10 protein-coding genes and 1 other RNA gene are annotated in these 19,665 nt (G+C 41.2%); 10 read left to right on the plus strand and 1 reads right to left on the minus strand.

Annotation, left to right across the window (positions count from 1 at the left end; genetic code table 11):
- The first annotated feature begins 3 nt into the window (after positions 1-3).
- From KZP23_RS21575 to ssrA, 10 genes are all read left to right on the plus strand, one after another.
- On the plus strand, positions 4-1,401 hold the full coding sequence (locus KZP23_RS21575) for a lytic transglycosylase domain-containing protein (RefSeq protein ID WP_226336567.1): 1,398 nt from the start codon (positions 4-6) through the stop codon (positions 1,399-1,401).
- A 90-nt stretch (positions 1,402-1,491) separates the two neighbouring features.
- Positions 1,492-2,586, plus strand: coding sequence for a DUF4837 family protein (locus KZP23_RS21580; RefSeq protein WP_226333881.1), 1,095 nt, complete (start codon positions 1,492-1,494; stop codon positions 2,584-2,586).
- A gap of 22 nt (positions 2,587-2,608) precedes the next feature.
- On the plus strand, positions 2,609-4,882 hold the full coding sequence (locus KZP23_RS21585) for an NADP-dependent malic enzyme (protein ID WP_226333882.1): 2,274 nt from the start codon (positions 2,609-2,611) through the stop codon (positions 4,880-4,882).
- A complete protein-coding gene (gene ruvA, locus KZP23_RS21590) occupies positions 4,879-5,478 on the plus strand; it encodes a Holliday junction branch migration protein RuvA (RefSeq protein WP_226333883.1) in 600 nt (199 codons plus the stop codon). Before KZP23_RS21585 ends, ruvA begins: the two co-directional genes overlap by 4 nt.
- A gap of 98 nt (positions 5,479-5,576) precedes the next feature.
- Positions 5,577-12,617: a T9SS outer membrane translocon Sov/SprA gene (gene sov / locus KZP23_RS21595; RefSeq protein WP_226333884.1), complete on the plus strand. Its 7,041-nt coding sequence runs from the start codon at positions 5,577-5,579 to the stop codon at positions 12,615-12,617.
- A gap of 58 nt (positions 12,618-12,675) precedes the next feature.
- The gene (gene gcvH / locus KZP23_RS21600; RefSeq protein ID WP_226333885.1) at positions 12,676-13,053 is read left to right on the plus strand and encodes a glycine cleavage system protein GcvH; all 378 of its coding nucleotides are present in this window, start codon (positions 12,676-12,678) and stop codon (positions 13,051-13,053) included.
- Positions 13,046-13,438 carry a VanZ family protein gene (locus tag KZP23_RS21605; protein ID WP_226333886.1) on the plus strand — a complete coding sequence of 131 codons (393 nt, stop codon included), beginning with the start codon at positions 13,046-13,048 and terminating at the stop codon, positions 13,436-13,438. The genes gcvH and KZP23_RS21605 overlap by 8 nt, the downstream gene beginning before the upstream one ends.
- Before the next feature lie 73 nt (positions 13,439-13,511).
- Positions 13,512-14,186: an energy transducer TonB gene (locus tag KZP23_RS21610; protein WP_226333887.1), complete on the plus strand. Its 675-nt coding sequence runs from the start codon at positions 13,512-13,514 to the stop codon at positions 14,184-14,186.
- A gap of 828 nt (positions 14,187-15,014) precedes the next feature.
- Positions 15,015-15,692, plus strand: coding sequence for an energy transducer TonB (locus tag KZP23_RS21615; protein ID WP_226333888.1), 678 nt, complete (start codon positions 15,015-15,017; stop codon positions 15,690-15,692).
- Between the two features lie 115 nt (positions 15,693-15,807).
- Positions 15,808-16,217: a transfer-messenger RNA gene (gene ssrA / locus KZP23_RS21620) on the plus strand.
- 285 nt (positions 16,218-16,502) lie between these two features.
- Here ssrA and KZP23_RS21625 read toward each other — a convergent pair.
- A complete protein-coding gene (locus KZP23_RS21625; protein WP_226333889.1) occupies positions 16,503-19,556 on the minus strand; it encodes a TOTE conflict system archaeo-eukaryotic primase domain-containing protein in 3,054 nt (1,017 codons plus the stop codon).
- Between the last annotated feature and the right edge of the window lie 109 nt (positions 19,557-19,665).

A 19,665-nucleotide genomic window follows, 5' to 3' on the forward strand; every position in this document is an offset into this window, starting at 1 on the left:
ACCATGAGAAACTGGAAATTATATACACTCTTATCGCTGTTGATAAACTGTGTCGTGATTACCATAGCTCAAGGTCAACAGGAAGATGGTTTCATTGAAGCTGATGATAAGGCCTTCATAGCACCGGTCTATGATTACGAATTCATTCCTGATTTCACCTATGATGAAGTCAATGAAAGGGTTCGGAAAATGGATACGGGAATGCCTTTCGAGCTGAATGAAACCATCTTTGCTTTTATCAACTATTTTACGGTAAGGAACAGGGAATATTCTAAGATGACCTTGGCACGCAAGGAAATTTATTTCCCATTATTTGAAGAAGCCCTCAAACGTCATGATATGCCAGAAGAAATCAAGTATCTGGCGATCATAGAATCCGGACTAAATCCAAAAGCAAAGTCCAGGGTAGGCGCTATGGGACTTTGGCAGTTTATGCCCGCTACCGGCAGGGTATATGACCTCAATGTCACTAGGGATATTGATGAAAGGATGGACCCAGAAATGGCCACCGAAGCAGCCTGTAAATACTTGAAAGCCCTACACAGGATGTTTGGCAACTGGGAATTGGCGCTTGCAGCTTATAACTGTGGCCCTGGAAATGTACGAAAGGCCATTAGAAGGTCTGGAGGAAAGCAAACCTTCTGGGGAATTTATAATAGGCTACCAAGAGAGACCAGGGGTTACATCCCTCAGTTTCAAGCCATCATGTATGTTTTCAAGTATGCCGATGAACACAACCTTATCCTTGAAGACGGCTCCTTCCCTGTAGCACATGAAAAAGTTCACTTTAATGCAGAAATGGACCTTGAAGAACTCGCTGAAGTGTCCGGTGTTTGTTTGGAAGATCTCCAATTTCTAAACCCATCAATCATTAAAAACAAGGTCCCCCATGCACAAAAACATATTGCACTAAGGGTCCCAAAAAACCAGGCCAACTATTTAGTGGAGAACAAAGGCTGGATTATAGATTCACTTAACATTAGGGAAGAAAGATTATTGGCAAGTTTGGCAGAGGAAAAACCAGAAGAAGAAGTAGCTGAAAAACTGATCTATAAAGTAAAAAGAGGAGATGCTTTAGGCAGGATTGCCAATAGATATGGCACTTCAGTTTCCGACCTTAAAGCTTGGAACGGCCTCTATTCCAATAATATAAAAATCGGCCAACAACTGACCATCTATCAAAACCCTAAAGCCTTCAACCAACAAATCGCGGAAAGCAACCAAGCCAAGCAGGATGCTACACGACTGTCGGGAAATCCAAAAACTTATACAGTACAGCCAGGAGATTCTTTATGGTTAATCGCCCGTAAATTAGAGGGCGTAAGCATCGAAGAAATCAAAAGGCTAAATAAGCTCAACAACAATAAGATCAAACCAGGACAAAAATTGATTATTGGCTAGAAGGCTTATAACTAATTTTTTAATAATAGCTTTTTCGCTCTCACATATTTTTATAAATTGTAATCAGTCCTTAACCAAATCATTCAAAAAATGCCTACGAAAAGAATATTAATATTAGCCTCAGCTCTACTATTTATCGCCCTTATTTCCAGTTGTGACGACCTTAAGAGTGAATCAGGAAGTAACAAACCCAAAGCTCGAGGAGGACATGGAGAAATACTACTGGTCATCGACTCCCTAAAATACAAGGGGCCTTTAAAGGATGCCTTGGAAAATGTATTCGAGGAAGACATCAAAGGATTGGTAAGGGAAGAAAGCATTTTTGATATTAGGAAAGTTGATCCTAGGACCATGACCAGGATTCTAAAGATGGCCTTTAATATAGTATATGTCACCACCTTTGATGACAATAAACCGGGCAGCAGAATGATCAACGCGCAGTTCAGTCCGCAGTCCAAGGAAAAGGCCATGGAAGATGAATCACTATTCATGATAAGGAATGAGGATGAATTTGCCCAAGGCCAAGAGGTAATCTATTTATTTGGAAACACTGAAGAAGAATTAGTCAGAAATCTTCAGAAAAACAAAGGTAAATTACAAAACCTATTTGAAGTAAGAGAAAGAAACAGACTGAGCACTGCTATCTTGAATCGCAGAAATGGGGCCGCAGAACAAAAAGCCAAAGAGAAATTCAACCTTGATCTGTCTATCCCAGCCTCCTATCAATTCGTTAAGGAAGAAGATAATTTCATGTGGCTGAGACAACCTACCCCCAATACCCAAAGAGCAGATATCAGCCTCTTTTTTTATGAAACAGACTATACTTCAGAAGAGCAAGTATTCCCTGAAAATATCATTCCATTCCGCGATCAAATTTTGAAAGACAGAATTTTTGGTGATCCTGACAAACCTAATTCTTATCTTAAAACTGAAACAACCATCATTCCTTCCTTTAGGGATATCAAAGTCGATGGAAAGTACGCCCTAGAAATTCGAGGACAATGGAGAACCAATAATATTAGCATGGGAGGCTCATTTCTTTCTTATATTGTAGTGGACCAAAAAAGAGGAAAACTATACTATATGGAAGGCTTCCTCTATTATCCAAATGAAACCCACAAATCAGCCTTGAGGGAAATAGAGACCATACTATTGGCCACTAAATTCCCGGAAGCTGCTCAATAATAAATCCAACATATAGCTTAGCATGGCGATAAAAATCAGAAAAGAAGACGCACTTGGGTATCATAGCCAAGGTAGTCCGGGAAAAATCGAAGTAGTTCCCACCAAACCTTTATCTAGCCAGATGGACCTGGCGCTAGCTTACTCTCCAGGTGTAGCTGAACCCTGTTTAGAAATTGCCGCTCAAAAGGAAAATGTCTATAAATACACCGCTAAGGGCAATTTGGTAGCTGTAATTTCCAATGGAACTGCTGTCCTCGGCCTTGGGGATATTGGACCTGAAGCAGGTAAACCAGTAATGGAAGGGAAAGGAGTACTTTTTAAAAAATTTGCCGGTATCGATGTTTTCGACATTGAAATTGATGAAAAAGACCCAAAAAACCTTATCCAGATCATTAAATCATTAGAGCCTACTTTTGGCGGGGTAAATCTGGAAGATATCAAAGCTCCTGAATGTTTTGAAATAGAGCAAGCCCTTAAAAAAGAAATGAAAATCCCAGTCATGCACGATGACCAGCATGGCACGGCTATTATTTCCGGTGCGGCACTGCTCAATGCCCTGGAAATTGTCGACAAGAAAATTGAAGATATTAAGCTTGTCGTCCTGGGGGCTGGAGCAGCGGCCATTTCATGTACAAGATTTTACGTATCCCTAGGGGTAAAAAAGGAAAATCTGGTCATGGTCGATAAAGACGGGGTGATTACTGTAGACAGAGAAGACCTAGATGATATTAGAAGAGAATTTGCTTATGCAGGTAATGACCTTCACAATCTTGCCGATGTTATGAAAGGCGCTGATGTATTTCTAGGGCTTTCTGCCGGAAATATAGTTTCCCCAGAACATATCAAATTAATGGCCGAAAACCCCATTGTATTTGCCTTGGCCAACCCTAATCCTGAAATCGCCTATGACCTAGCAACTTCTACCAGAGAAGATTTGATCATGGCAACAGGTAGATCTGATTATCCCAATCAGGTAAATAATGTTTTGGGCTTTCCCTATATTTTCCGGGGTGCCTTGGATGTAAGGGCCACAGGAATCAATGAAGAAATGAAATTGGCCACGGCCCATGCCATTGCAAAATTGGCCAAGGAGCCCGTACCAGATATTGTCAATAAAGCCTATGGAGATGACCAGCTGGGATTTGGAAGAAAATACCTCATTCCCAAACCTCTGGACCCAAGACTGATCACAACCATTGCCCCTGCCGTGGCCAAAGCTGCCATGGACACCGGTGTTGCCCAAAACCCTATTACGGATTGGGAAGCCTATGAACTGGAACTACAGGAAAGAATCGGCATTGACCAGCGATTGATGTCCAGGGTAATTTCCAGAGCCAAGAAGAATCCAAAACGTGTGGTGTTTGCTGAAGCGGACAACCGTAAAATCCTTAAAGCTGCTCAGCTTATTATTGATGAAAAAATTGGTGAACCAATACTCCTTGGTAACCGGGAAACCATCATGAAGCTGATCGAAGAAAATTCTCTGGAACTGGACAATGTTTCCATTATTGATCCATTTGAAGATCCTGAAAGATTGGAACGCTATGGAAAAATCCTATATGATAAGCGTAAGCGTAAAGGCTTAACGCCCTTTGAAGGCCAAAAACTAATGCGGGACCGGAATTACTTCGGAGCCATGATGGTGGAGCTTGGCGAAGCAGATGCCTTAATTTCAGGTTTGACCAAGGATTACCCAAAGACTATCCTTCCTGCCCTTCACGTAATAGGCGTGAAAAAGGATGTCGACCGTGTAGCGGGGATGTATATTATGAATTCTGACAAAGGACCTTTCTTCTTTGCTGACACGACAGTAAACGTCAACCCTACTGTGGATCAAATGGTAGAAATCATCGGGTTGACTGCTGATGCTGTACGGTTCTTTGATTTGGAACCAAGGGTAGCAGTACTCTCCTACTCCAATTTTGGCTCAGCAAAAGGTAATACGCCAACTAAAACGGCTTTGGCTACTGCCAAGGCAAAAGCTAAATTCCCTGACTTGGTCATTGAAGGGGAAATGCAGGGCAATGTGGCATTAAGTGAAGAAATCCAACAGGAAAATTATCCTTTCAGCGCCCTAGCAAGCAAAAAAGCCAATACTTTGATCTTTCCTAACTTGAGCTCTGGAAACATTGCCTATAAACTGGTAGCAGGAATTGGCAATGCAGAAGCTATCGGCCCAATTCTTTTGGGAATGAACAAACCAGTGCATATCTTACAGCTGGGCAGTTCTATTAGGGAAATTGTCAATATGGTTGCCATTGCAGTGGTGGATGCCCAAAGTCACGAAAAAGTATGATAGATTATTTAAAAGGAAAACTAGTTACCAAAGACCCCACCTATGTGGTCATTGATATTAACGGGATAGGTTATCATGTCAAAATATCCTTGAACACCTATTCTCAGATAAAAGATGAGGAGCAGATAATGCTCCTCACTCATTTGCATATCAAAGAAGATGCCCATACCCTTTTTGGCTTTAAAGAAGAGCAGGAAAAAAAACTTTTTTTGCTATTAATTTCCATCAGTGGAGTAGGTCCCAATACAGGATTGATGATTTTATCCTCATTAAATGTGGAAGAGTTGGGCACAGCTATTCTCCATGATGACCACAAAACCATTCAAAGGGTTAAAGGTGTCGGAGCCAAAACGGCCCAAAGGATTGTGTTGGAACTTAAGGATAAAATCCAAAAAGAAGGCATAGAAACCTCCGCTGCCATTACTGCTGGCTTTGTCCAACCAAACCATGCCATCAAAGAAGAAGCTTTACAGGCTCTTTTAACCTTGGGCTTCACCAAGGCTGTAGCAGAAAAAAATATCAATACAATTTTGAAAAAAAGCGGCAAAGAAATTTCTTTGGAAGAATTAATTAAAGCATCTTTAAGGTCAACTTAATTTATTCAAGTTTGACTACAGTGAGACATTACTTTTTCTCAACCAATAAGCTATATCACTTTTATACAACAATTACCTTGTTGTTAACGGCGATTTTCTTGTTTTCTAACGAGACAACCGCTCAAAATGTCGTTCAGGATACTGTACCCAATTTGGTCGATTCCCTAGACAAAAGAAGGACTTTGCCTTCCTTCTTGCTCTGGGATAATTTTGAGACCAATCCGCTATTTCCAAATCAAACACCATTCCAAAATCGTCAGTCCCCCTTTTACCAGACGGGACCAACACAGGAACAGGTGGAAGTACAAATGGACTCTACAATCCATTATAAAGTCTATGATGAATTGGATTCCACAGATATTGCCCCAGGCTATTATTTTGATTTTGAAGAATTTTCAAAGATCCAAGAACTACGCATGCGTCAGGAATACTGGAGGAACAGGTCCAGAGGTATGTATGGAGAAAGTGCCGTCAGTGGAAGAGGACTGATCCCCCCCATCACCATGAGCCCAACCTTTGACAGGCTCTTTGGAGGGAGTGAAATCAACATTACCCCTACCGGATATGTCAATCTTGACTTTGGCGGGATTTTCAGAAGGATAGATAACCCCTCCATCCCCATCAGGCAGCAGCAAAATGGTGGTTTCAACTTTGACCAGCAGATACAGATGAGCGTCAATGGTAGCCTTGGACAAAAAATGCAGATCAATGCCAATTTTGACAGCAATAATTCCTTTGACTTTGAAAATCAGTTAAAAGTCGAATACAGGGGCTTCGAGGAAGATATTGTCAAAAGTATAGAAATCGGGAATGTAAGCATGCCCGTCCAAAACAGCCTAATACAAGGAGCACAGAACCTTTTCGGAGTCAAAACCCAATTGCAGTTTGGCAAACTGTTCATGACTTCTGTCGCCTCCACCCAAAGAGGACGAAGAGATGAAATCGTCATCGAGGGCGGTGGTCAAGGTAGACCTTTTGAAATTAGGGCCTCTGAATATGATGATAACCGCCACTTCTTTTTGGCCCATTTCTTTAGGGAAAACTATGAAAGATGGCTAAGAGGCTTACCTCAAATCCTCTCTGGTGTAAATGTCACCCGCGTGGAAGTTTATATCATGAACAGGGCCAACAATACGGAAACCTTAAGGAATTTTGTAGCCTTTATGGACCTGGGAGAAGGCCAGAGGATCTATAAACCTGAAAATCCCAATATAGGATCAGGTGTACCTGGTAGTCCTGCCAGCAATGATGCCAACCAACTTTTCAAAACCCTGACCTCAAACCCATCCTTCAGGCCTTATGACAATGCTTCCACTGCCATAGAAAACGACCTTAACCTCGTGAAGGGAACTGATTTCTCCCAAGTCAATGGTGCCAGAAAACTTGCTGAAAACGAATATACCTTCCATAAGGAATTAGGCTACTTAAGCCTAAACAGAAAATTACAAAATGATGAGGTAGTCGCGGTATCCTTTGAATACACTTATAATGGACAGTCTTACAAAGTGGGTGAAATGTCTGAAGACTACCAAAACAGGGATGAATCGGATGTTTTATTTCTGAAATTATTGCGCCCCGCAAGGATCAACGTCAATGTCCCTACCTGGGATTTGATGATGAAAAACATCTATAATTTCAATGCCAACCAAATCCAACAAAGTGGCTTCCAATTACAGGTGATCTACCGGGATGACCGAACCGGACTGGATAACCCTAGCCTATTGGAAGGAGAGCAGGTAAAGGATGTGCCTTTGATCAGGCTGATGAAATTGGATAACCTGAACCCTCAAAATGACCCTCAGCCAGATGGCAATTTTGATTTTGTACCAGGCCTGACCATTCTCCCCGAAAAGGGCATGTTGATTTTCCCTGTTCTGGAACCATTCGGACAGACCCTCAGTGAGAATTTCCTTCCCAACGAAGAAAGCCTCAAGAATAAATTTGTATATGACACCCTGTACCGCACCACCAAAGCGGATGCGGAATTGGTCACTAGACTGAACAAATACTATTTAAAAGGCAGTTTGACTGCTGGATCTTCTTCAGAAATCATGCTGCCAGGTCTGAATATTTCCGAAGGCTCTGTTTTGGTAAGGGCCGGCAATATTCCATTAACTGAGGGCGTCGACTACACGGTGGATTATAATATTGGCAGGGTGGTCATTATTAATGAAGGTATACTTTCATCCGGTAAACGTATATCCATTAGTTTCGAAAAAGCGGACCTTGTTTCCTTCCAGACAAGAAGCTTATTGGGCACCCGTTTTGACTATTTGTTCAATGATAAATTCAATATCGGAGGAACCTTTCTGTATTTAAATGAAAGACCCAATATCACTAGGATCAGCACAGGAAGTGAAACCATTAAAAATAGCCTTTGGGGACTGGATATGAATTATAGTGATGAGTCCAGGTGGTTGACCAAACTGGCCGATGCGCTACCTTTTACAGACACCAAGGAAAAGTCCCTGATCACCTTTAATGGTGAATTTGCCCAACTGATCCCTGGCACCTCCAATGAAGTAAATGGAGAAGGTGCCTCGTATATTGATGATTTTGAAACGGCCGTCACACCTTTTAGCCTAGGCGGTTCCTCCCAAAACTGGAACCTTTCTGCCACTCCCCGTACCGAGAATGACCGCTTTGACCTAAGCATGCAGACTGAAGACCGTTTGGGCAATACCTACCGAAGAGCCCGCTTAGCTTGGTACAATATCGACAATGTATTCTATCGGGAAAGTGGCCAAGGTGTCCCCGGAAACATCAATTCAGAAGACCGACAAAACCATTATGTCAGAAGGGTCATTCCTCAGGAAATATTCCCGCAAAGAGACAGGGATGTGATTGTCACGCCGGAACCGCTATTTGAGTTGGCCTATTTTCCTCACGAAAGAGGGATGTACAATTATAACCCTAATTTGGATCGGCGGGGACTTCTTACCAATCCAGAAGAGAATTATGGCGGGATTACCCGTGCCATCACCTCTGATGTAGATTTTGACAGAACCAATATTGAATACATTGAATTTTGGCTGATGGATCCCTTTATCTCTGGAGAAAACGGCCGCGTGCTAGATGGAATTTTCAATGAAAACAATACTACAGGTGGTAAACTGATGATTAACCTTGGAGAAATCTCCGAGGATGTGATGAAAGACAGCAGACATGCTTTTGAAAATGGCCTTCCTGCTGATGGTGACCCTGCAGCGACCACTGAAAATGAATGGGGCCGTGTAACCAGCCAGCAGTACCTTACACCTGGTTTTGACAATTCCCCAGAAGCACGTCCCAACCAAGATGTAGGCCTGGATGGTCTCAGCAGTGAAGACGAAGTGGACTATTTTGCCGACCGTTTCCTCAGCCGTCTCAATGTGGACCCGGACGTCTATGCCGAAATTGAAGCAGACCCTTCTGCAGACAAATTCCAATATTATTTGGGTGATGAACTGGACCAAAATGACGTAAAAATCTTGGAAAGGTATAAACGGTTCAATGGGCTGGAAAATAATACGCCTATCAACACCAATTCTAATTTGGCCTATACCCCTTCTGGCTCCAACAAACCGGACAATGAAGACCTGAACAATGACAATACCATCAATGAAATAGAAAATTACTATGAATACGAGGTAGACCTTCGCCCAGGTCAATTGGTGGTAGGCCAAAACAATATTGTGGACAAGGTGACCCATAATGAAAATGGTGATGAAGTCAACTGGTACCTGTTCCGAATTCCTGTTCGCCAACCTGACAATGTCCAGGGGGACATTACAGGTTTCAAGTCCATGCGTTTTATCAGAACCTACCTGACAGATTTCGAACAGCCCGTGGTATTAAGAATGGCCAAGTTCCAAATGGTAGGAAGCCAATGGAGAACCTTCCAGGAATCCCTTTACGAAAGGGGGCTTTTTGAGGTGCCAGAACCTGATGTTTCCAATCTCACAGTGGGCGTGGTAAATATTGAAGAAAACAGCCAGGGAGGCCCTAACCAAAGCCCTTACGTACTTCCTCCAGGCATCATCAGAGACAGGGACAATACCTCTACTGTAGAAAGAAGACTGAATGAGCAATCTTTACGTTTATGTATTGATAATCTTCAGGCCAGGGATGCCAGGGCCGTATTTAAAAATGTCAACTTGGATCTGGTCCAATATGGCCGCTTAAAGATGTTCTTCCATGCAGACAGCGAAGATGCTGAAGATGGGGAATTAAGTGCTTTCTTAAGATTAGGCACGGACTATACAGATAACTATTATGAAATAGAAGTTCCACTGCACATCACCCCCACTGGCACCCGGGATCCTCAGCAAATTTGGCCTGAGTTGAATGAAATCAATATTGGCATTGATGAAATTGTAGGGGTAAAATCAGAAAGGGACAATAGCCAATCCCCACAAAATCTGCCTTATACTGCCCAAGTCAGACAGTATAAGGTCACGGTTGTGGGACGACCTGAATTAAACTATGTCCAAGGCTTGATGATCGGAGTAAGAAACCCTTCTTCTACAGGTGGGGCCAGTAAATCCATCTGTGTATGGGCCAATGAATTGCGTGTAGTCGACTTCAACAAATCTTCTGGCTGGGCTGCCAATGCAAGATTAAACGCACAAATTGCAGATGTGGCCACCATCTCTTCTACCATCAGGCACAATACATTTGGTTTTGGAGGATTGGAAACCAGATTATCCCAGAGATCCAGGGAATCCAGCACCCAATATGACATTTCTGCCAATGTGCAGGTAGACCGCTTATTACCAGAGGCATTGAGCGTTAGCATACCCATGTATGTCAGCATGGAAAATGCAACTACAAAGCCTCAGTATGACCCCTTGAACCCTGATGTTCCTTTTGAACTGGCCCTATCCAAATTCAGGACAGATGCTGAAAGGGAAGCCTATAAAGACTTGGTGCTTGACCAAGTAAAAAGAAGAAATATCAGCTTTACCAATGTGCGTAAAATCAAAGGAGAGGACAATGAAAAAAACAAAATTTATGACCTCTCCAATTTCTCCTTTTCATATGCCTATGGCTTGGTAAAACAAAGTAATATCAATACCCAGGATTATACTTTTGAAACCTATAAAGGAAATATCGCCTATAGTTATGCTCCTGAACCTGTACTCATAGAACCTTTTAAAGGCTCAGAAAAAATAAGCAGTCCTTACCTGCAATTGATCAAGGACTTCAATATAAACTTGGCCCCGACATTGATGACGGCTAGAATTGACATGGACAGGCGGTTTATGCGTACACAGTATAGAAATGATCAGCTTACCACTGAAAATGTGGCGCCATTATTCCAAAAAAGCTATTATATCAATCGCTTTTATAGCCTCAATTGGGACCTGACCAATAACCTATCCTTTGACTATACGGCAAGGGTAAACGCATTGGTGGACGAACCAGAAGGAGATCTGGACACAGAGGCCAAAAGGGATTCTGTACGGCATAACCTGAGGAATTTTGGCAGGACCACTAATTATAACCATTCCTTAGTGGCCAATTATCATATCCCAACCGAAAAAGTACCTATTCTTGATTGGATCAGCACTGATTTCCGCTACGAGGCGACATACAGCTGGATGACAGGATCCATAGGACAAAAAGACACCCTGGGGAATGTCATTCAAAACACTAGGGACCGAACCTTTACAGGTAAATTGGACATGATAAAACTGTACAATAAGGTCACCAAGCTCCGGGTACTCAACACCCCCAAAAGGCCATCCATTCCTGGACAGAAACAGCCTCAGGACACCATTAATACAGATGGTTTCTTAAATGGTTTTCTGAAGTTTGCCATGATGCTTAAAGAAGTCTCTGGTCGCTACAGCATTACAGAAGGTACTTTCCTACCCGGTTATATGGAAAATACCAGCTTATTTGGATTGGACAGGAGCTTTATGAATCCAGGCTTGGGCTTTATTTTCGGTAGCCAAAATGCTGATATTCGATACGATTTGGCCAACCAAGGACTCTTGGCTCCTAGTACAGAGCTGACGCAAACTTTCCGTCAAAACCAGGTCAAAGACCTTAGGTTGAATGCAATTTTGGAGCCTATTAAGGATTTACGCATCACCTTGGATTTACGAAAACGGGAAACGGGGCAATATGCTGAAATATTTAGGCGCAACAGTGAATTAGAAGAGGAATATGCTTCCATCAACCCTAACCGCCTTGGAGCCTATAGCATTAGCTATAATATCATTAAAACGGCCTTTGCAAAAAATGATGATCAGAACAACTCCCCATTATTCAGCAATTTTGAGGATTACAGACCCATCATCAAGTCAAGGCTAGAGACTTTGAACCCAGGAGGAGAATATAATCTCAATGGGCAAGATGTCCTGGTGCCTTCCTTCTTAGCGGCATACTCGGGTAAGTCTGCAGAAGAGATCGACCTCAATCCTTTCCCTAAATTCCCGCTGCCCAATTGGAGATTGGAATACAGAGGCCTTTCCAGGTTACCTTTGTTCCAAGAACATTTTAGTTCCATTAACCTTACGCATAATTACACTTCTGCCTATGATGTAAGTAATTTCTCCAATTCATTATTGTACCAATCGGGCCTTGAATTATACAATAGCCTGCAACATTACCCCATGGCCAGCATAACGGATGAATTTGGCAGTTATATTCCAGTTTATATTTTCAACCAGGTGGTCATTTCCGAGCGGTTTGCACCATTGATTGGCATAGACTTACTGACCAAAAGCAGAATGAACATTTCTTTTGAATACAACACGGAAAGGAATATCGGACTGAACTTCTCCAATGCGCAGGTAACAGAACAAAGCAGTCATGATTTTAGATTTGACCTAGGATACACCAAATCAGGAGTAAAAATCCCTTTCAAAATACAAGGCCAACAGGAAGTATTGAACAACGACCTGGAAATCCGGGTCAGTACCAGTATTGTGGATACACAGACCCTGCAGAGAAAGATTGAAGAAGGCAGCACCATTACCAACGGTAACCTCAATCTACAGATTAGACCTACGATTGGATATATCATTAACCAGAATCTCAAAGTTTCACTTTACTTTGACCGCACCGTCAATGATCCCAAAATCACCACAGCCTATAGAAGAAGTTCCACTGCTTTTGGCGGACAATTACGATTTAATTTAGGCCAATAGGTTTTATCATTTGGGGAAAGCTTGTATTTTTGGCTTTGATTAATCCTAAATATAGAATATGAATTTCCCAAAAGAATTAAAGTACACAAAAGACCACGAATGGGTTAAAATCGAAGGTGACACAGCTACTATCGGCGTAACTGAATTTGCCCAAAGAGAATTGGGTGACATCGTTTATGTAGAAGTAGAAACTGTCGGTGAAACTATCGAGGCCGGAGAAGTGTTTGGTACAGTAGAAGCAGTAAAGACTGTTTCTGACTTATTTATGCCATTGGAAGGAGAAATTATCGAATTCAATGAAGAATTGGAAGGATCTCCTGAGTTGGTCAACGAATCTCCTTATGAAGAGGGATGGATGATCAAAGTGAAGTTTGAAAACGAATTGCCTTCTGACTTGCTTTCAGCTGAAGAATACGCTGAATTGGTAGGTGAATAAAGAAAATTACTTTAGCGATCGCTTGCTACCCGCTTTGCTATGGTTGGTGATGTTATTATTACTGATCATGTCCCCAGGGGATCAATTACCAGAAGGCCCAAAAATACCAGGACTGGACAAAATCATCCATTTCAGCTTATTTGCAGGCCTCTTATTCTTATGGAATAGGGCAATAATGGACAAGGATGAATCCCTACCAACTAAAAGATTTATCACTAATCACTTAGTTTTGGGTATCATTTTTGCTATATTAGCAGAAGAGATGCAACAATTGGCTCCTAATAGGAGCTTTGACCTTACGGACATTGTGGCTAATCTTACAGGAAGCTTAATCGGTACCCTTTGTTTTTATATTTTATACAAGAAGAAAAGTAAGCTTGTATAAATAAAAATAAATGGTTAGAATTGTTATCGCTAAAATAGAGCAAGAATTATTAACCTTTATATGAGTATTAACTATGGAAGCTAAAAAGACACCAAAAGCTGATTTGACCAAAAAGTCAGGCATGTTCCTGAACCTAGGTCTATTGATCAGCGTTGGTCTTACGCTGTTTGCTTTCGAGTACAAGTCTTATGAATCAGGAGAACTGATGGACTTGGGAACAGTGGAAGACGATTTCGAGGAACTATTGGATATTCCGATTACGGAACAGCCACCTCCACCGCCTCCACCAGTAGAGCAGCCTATCATCGAGGAAATCCCTGATGAAGTTGAGATTGAAGAAAAGATCGAAGTTAACTTTGACGTGGACGTTCAGGAAGAAACTGTCATCAAAGAGGTAGTTATTGCTGATGCCCCTGTTGAGGAAAAAGCTGATGAGATTTTCGATGTGGTGGAAACCATGCCTACCCCTCCAGGTGGAATGGAAGGTTGGAACAAATACTTGAGCAAAAACCTGAAGTATCCAACTCAGGCCAGAAGAATGGGAATCGAAGGTACAGTATATGTGGTTTTCGTAGTTAACACTGATGGATCTATCCAAGATGTTGGTATCTTGAGAGGAATCGGCGGTGGTTGCGACGAAGAAGCCATGAGAGTAGTTAAAAACGCCCCTGCTTGGGAACCTGGTAAACAAAGAGGTAGACCAGTAAGGGTAAAAATGAGACTACCTATCCGATTCAAATTGAGCTAATCGGTATTTAAAGATATAATTTTGAAAGACTGCCATTGCTGGCAGTCTTTTTTTTGCCCTCATTTCTCCTATTGACTTTCCTCTGTTCCGACCAAGCCGAAAAGCTGGGGGAAAACAGTCTATTTTAGCTTTGATATGCGCTGTTTATTAACCACAGAGGGATAAAGATGAATACGGATATGCTTAATTTATAATACATCTACTTTTCTTTTAAAACAGCTCCCCCAGAAATATGGCTTGATCCGATAAATACATTAACATATCTATTGCGACCTAAAGAAAGCTTTTTCTAATTTTTATAAATGAAAAGTTGGTTTTTCACAGTTTTTCTTGTTGATCTAAATGCCCCTTTATGCTGGACTTTAGAGCATCCCATTTTTGGGAAAATTCAAGGTAGTGCTAAGAAAATGGCTTAGCTCATACACTAGCCTACTTGGATTCACTACCTTTTAGCCTCCAGCCTATATCTGAAAATTAAATAGGGGAAACGTCTTAATGGCGGAAATCCTATATTCCATTTCAAAAGGCCTACCAACTTCCTAGAACCATCATGACGATCAAGTTTCTCTTTACTTTTTCATCGACAGAAAAAGTAAACCTTTCCTCTCCCATTACGAATAAATATTGATAAATTATTTTAAAACTATTTACTTAGTTTTTCAACTAATTATTTCTATATTAGTAATATCTTATTGAGCAAAAGACTGCGCAAAGCTTACCCGGGTACTTGCAGGTCTGGTTTCATATCTGAGTAGCGTAAATCACTTAGAACAATGGGATCAGTATGCACCTTCATTATAAGTTCATTTACCATCATAAAGCATTACCATGGAAGCAAAGAAAACTCCCCAAGCAGACCTAAGAGGGAAATATGGATTGTTTTTCAATATAGGTCTATTGATAAGTGTGGCACTAATATTGGCCGCCTTTGAATTCAAATCCTATCAAAAGGTCAATTCCTTGGAACTTAAGACCGAGTCTGATAGTTTTGACAAAATTTTGGATATTCCCATCACGGTTCATGAGCCTCCTCTCCCCCAAAAAGTGGAGCAACCCAAAATCGAGGAAGTCCCCGATGAAGAAGAGATCATGGACAAGATCGATGAAGTATTTGATATCAATCTACCCGAAGAAGTCAAGATCCCCGAATATATAATCAATGAAGCGCCACCAGTGGAGGAAAATGCAGAGGAAATATTCGAAGTGGTGGAAACCATGCCCACCCCACCTGGCGGCTTAGAAGGCTGGGCCAAATATTTGAACAAGCACCTCAAATATCCCACACAGGCCAGACGCATGGGCATAGGTGGTACCGTTTACCTCTATTTCGTAGTAAACACAGACGGCTCCATCCAAGACATTACCGTAGCCAGAGGCATTGGAGCAGGCTGTGATGCAGAAGCAGTTCGGGTACTCCAAAACGCCCCAAAATGGACCCCAGGAAAACAAAGGGGCAAGCCCGTAAGGGTAAAAATGGCCCTACCTATCAAGTTTCAGTTGCAATAAAAATTATGTGGATTAAATGGGGTAGCCGTGTGGCTGCCCTGTTTTATTTTAAATGGAATATTAATTCCCTTTAATGGGAACGAATTTTGTGTTACTTTTGTCATCCTTGAAATATGGGGCTGACCGGTTTTGACAGTAGGTGTAAGGACTGGGCTCGCATGTCGGGTGGAGCATGTACGTCCGTGAATAATTCATGCGATCTATAATTGGCGAATCTAATTACGCCATGGCTGCCTAATCAAACCCAATAGGGATTGATACTGCTTAAAGGGTTGAGCCCGCCGAGGCGGATTCCCCGGCCACATCCCGCAGCTCTCTGACTTGGCGGAGCTGATCCTGGGGTGTCGACTTGCCAGGTCTAGCATTGGAGATGCTATTAATCCCTTGCGAAATTCAAATAGCTAAGCCCAAAGGTAGCTGTGTCATCCAGCAGCCCTGGGACGAAAACCCAACAGGTGACTAAACATGTAGACGGTACGGTGTTTCCCTATCTGGACCAGGGTTCGACTCCCTGCAGCTCCACAACACAAAAACGAGGTGAAAATTCACCTCGTTTTTTATTTAAAAAACAAAAACATATAAATAAAACTCTATTTTACCATAGTATAACGTTTACATCCTTATAATTTCACGAGCCTCTGCCAATTTATACCAAAAACAATTTACTAACAATATCATTCAAAAAACGAACTACTTTTTAAAAGTTCGACCAATCCCTTCAGCTTAGCTGAAGAGAGTCGAACCACATGTAAATTTCACTTTTTAAATGTTTTTTTCCACATCAATTGACATTTATATCAAAAGAAAAAACTAAACCAACCGTTCTTCCAATTGCCCCTTCCAAAGGATATATCCCTTTCTTGGATCCGAATAGTCATGATTTAACCTACTGAACATTTCCGGGGAGCTTTCTATAAAGGCTTGTCTTCCCTTATCTTTTATATTCTGAAGGTCCGATTCTACCTCATTCAGTCTTTTTCCAAGCAGGGATTGGGAAATTCCTCCTCCATTAACCATGATTTCCGTGTGCCAAATATAGGTAGCCTCTTCCGTATCCAAGGTTTCTAAAATGATATGGTGAAATTTCTTACCTTTTAATAGAAAGACGAATGAGAAAGGTTTTAATATAAACCTTATTTTTAACAATGAACCTTCGTGTTTTGATGCCAAGTACCTCAATTGTCTGAAATGCCTGTACTTTTCATCTCCAATTAGATTATTGATCAATTGCTCTTCTGTAAAATGAGAGGCGGGGAATTGATCAGCTCTTCTTAAACCTTCAAGATCAGAAGTAGATCTATTGTCATTTTGATGATTTGGATCATTTTTAATTTCATCGATGGCAAACTGAAACCTGACACTTTCAATGGTATCTTGATTAATCTTTCCCAAGTCTTCAGATTCAGCTTTTTGAGCCACTAACATTCCATTTTCAAATTCAACAAAAATCTCCACATTGGCATACTTCATTTTTAGTGACTTGGAGAAGTATGGTTTTAATACTTCCAACTCGGGACGGACGTATTCATTTTCCAGTTCAAATTCAATTTCTGTATTGAGTTCTTTGACGGGATAATTAAAGGCAATGCTGCCATACCTGAAATCCAATTTGTCCAGTGCAATTTTAACCGTCTTGTCGATGGTGACAGCACTCATTTCTCCAGGTTCGCTTAGATCCATAAACAAGTGGGCTTCTTTCTTAAGTTTTCTATAATAGGTGTTCCTCTTCAAAAACAAACGGTCAAGATAATCAACCAAATAATCCCGATAATCATATATCACAGGGGCCAGTTCGGAGCGCTGTACCCTCCCTATATATTGGATAAGTTTGCCCTTGAAAGAAAAAGGATAGACCAAAAACAGCCTTGAAATGTTTTGCAAATCCACACCTTCCCCCATCAACTGTCCGGTAGTAATCAAGACCTGGAAATCTCCTCTGGATATCTGACCCCATTTCTCTTTGCGGCTACGTTCATTATCTTCCCCACTCAAAGTGATTACTTCAAAAATCCCTTTCAAATAGTAGTTTAATGTAGCGATATGCTCTCTTCTTTCTGTAATAACCACTACACCTCCCCCTTCATTCACCTCTTTTATTACATCTTTGATGATGAGCTGATTTCTGGCTGAATCTTTCACCAAAATCTTTGAAAGTGTCTCAAAACTATCAGTTTTTGGATTGAACGGTACTTGCAAGGCGGTCTTCCTCACTTTCACCGTTGCAGGCCGGTAGTTTTTGATTTCCTTGGGATCAATACTGGCAATTACATCACCCAGATAAATAAAAATGAGCCTCCCGTCATTTCCCTTTCTAAATGGTGTCGCCGTCAGCCCATACAGGTAGAAAGTAGAGAGCTTAGACAAGCTGTTTCGAAAACTCTCTGCTGATATGTGGTGGCATTCATCAATTATGATCGTACCGAATGCATCATAATATTCACTTGATTCAGGTTTGTCCAAAAACTTGGCCAGACTTTGGAACATTGCGACGGTTATTTTTTCACCGATTTTAGCACGCCCTTGTCCAATTCTTCCTATCTCAGCCTTCCTCAATCCCATAAAAGACTGGATCCTTTCCAGCCATTGCTCCATAAGTTGTTTCCGATGGACGATAATAAGTGTCGGTTGTTTCTTATTGGCTATTATCTGTAAACCTATTATTGTCTTTCCTGTGCCCGGAGGGGCCACAATAATCCCAAATTGCTTCTTTTCCGCTGCATAGACTGCTTTCTCCTGATGTTCCCTTAGTTCAAAAGTGGTGTTAAAGGAGATTTTCGGTTGTAGTTTTCTTTCATCTTTAAATTCAAACGGAATGTTTTGGGCTGTACAAAACCTCACCAGCTTCCCCATAATACCCCTGGGGATGACAACCTTATTTTCGGTTTCATCAATCAAACGGAAATGAGATGGTGTACCATGGGTGCTTCGTCCAACCTTCTTCTTTACGAAATAGGCTGAATTGGAAAAATTCAGTTCTTCCTTTAAAAAATCAGTTAGCTCTGTTGTAATTGCAGACTTATTGAGTCGAATATTGTTACTCAGTTTGATCAACAGCTTCTTTGAAGTATTGAAATCTGAGGGGCTTGATCCATGGTCGACCAATGTTAATTGGTCATATAAGGCATCTAATCGGTCCACTGAAATCTTTTTGACGGATTTCAGGAAAGTCCACTGGTCCTGATATGGTTCCATATTATCATTCAGGAAACCACCATTTCCTTTCTCCAAAACGGCTTGGTTTAGCGGAAGCGCAATTAAATTCCCTAGCCCTTTCCCGGATAGATAATCCTGATTTGGAAACAGCCGGTCAAAACTGGAAAATTTGTCAAATTCAGAAATTGATCGGGATTCTTTTAGAAGACAAATAAGTATCTTTCTGCTTTTTCTCGCAGGATAAGAATTATCGAAAAATATCCAAACATGTCCTCCATTCCCGGACCTTGATCTTTCAAGATATGAAGGAATGTTTTTGGATTTACACAGCTCCATTACTTTTTTGCACTCCCCTTCCCAATTTTTCCCATCAAAATCAGCAGCAATAAACCATGAAGTATTGTCCTGTAAAAGCGGGTAAATCCCGATTTGTTGTTCCCCGTTAAGGTGTTTCTGTATTTCAATGTCTGTTAGCGGGATATAGGTTTTGTCCTTATAGGTTTTGAATGTACCACCATTAAGTTTATGTCTCCGATACATGTAAGGATCATAATGGTATGCGGGCATATATCCGCCCTTGGCTCCCTTATCCCAACGAACAGCGAAAACATCTGACCTCCCCTTAAAGAGCCCATTGAATATTATCAGTTTATCTGATTCTGAATAAGTGATTTCAACATTCCCCATAAACTTCTCTGATAACCTTTTCATTTTGCCAATCACTTCAAAAATATTACATAATATAGATTTCAAGTGAGATAGTAAGTTAAGAAATCAAGATTGCTTTATTATTCTTTAAGCTTTTGGTTAATTTGCCTAT

It is taken from the genome of Echinicola marina (genome assembly GCF_020463795.1).
Lineage (GTDB): Bacteria > Bacteroidota > Bacteroidia > Cytophagales > Cyclobacteriaceae > Echinicola > Echinicola marina.

Coding starts and splice junctions, on each gene's coding strand:
- KZP23_RS21580 (WP_226333881.1), top strand. CDS start 1,492: ATGCCTACGAAAAGAATATTAATATTAGCCTCAGCTCTACTATTTATC.
- KZP23_RS21625 (WP_226333889.1), bottom strand. CDS start 19,556: ATGAAAAGGTTATCAGAGAAGTTTATGGGGAATGTTGAAATCACTTAT.
- KZP23_RS21610 (WP_226333887.1), top strand. CDS start 13,512: ATGGAAGCTAAAAAGACACCAAAAGCTGATTTGACCAAAAAGTCAGGC.
- KZP23_RS21615 (WP_226333888.1), top strand. CDS start 15,015: ATGGAAGCAAAGAAAACTCCCCAAGCAGACCTAAGAGGGAAATATGGA.
- gcvH (WP_226333885.1), top strand. CDS start 12,676: ATGAATTTCCCAAAAGAATTAAAGTACACAAAAGACCACGAATGGGTT.
- ruvA (WP_226333883.1), top strand. CDS start 4,879: ATGATAGATTATTTAAAAGGAAAACTAGTTACCAAAGACCCCACCTAT.
- KZP23_RS21585 (WP_226333882.1), top strand. CDS start 2,609: ATGGCGATAAAAATCAGAAAAGAAGACGCACTTGGGTATCATAGCCAA.
- KZP23_RS21575 (WP_226336567.1), top strand. CDS start 4: ATGAGAAACTGGAAATTATATACACTCTTATCGCTGTTGATAAACTGT.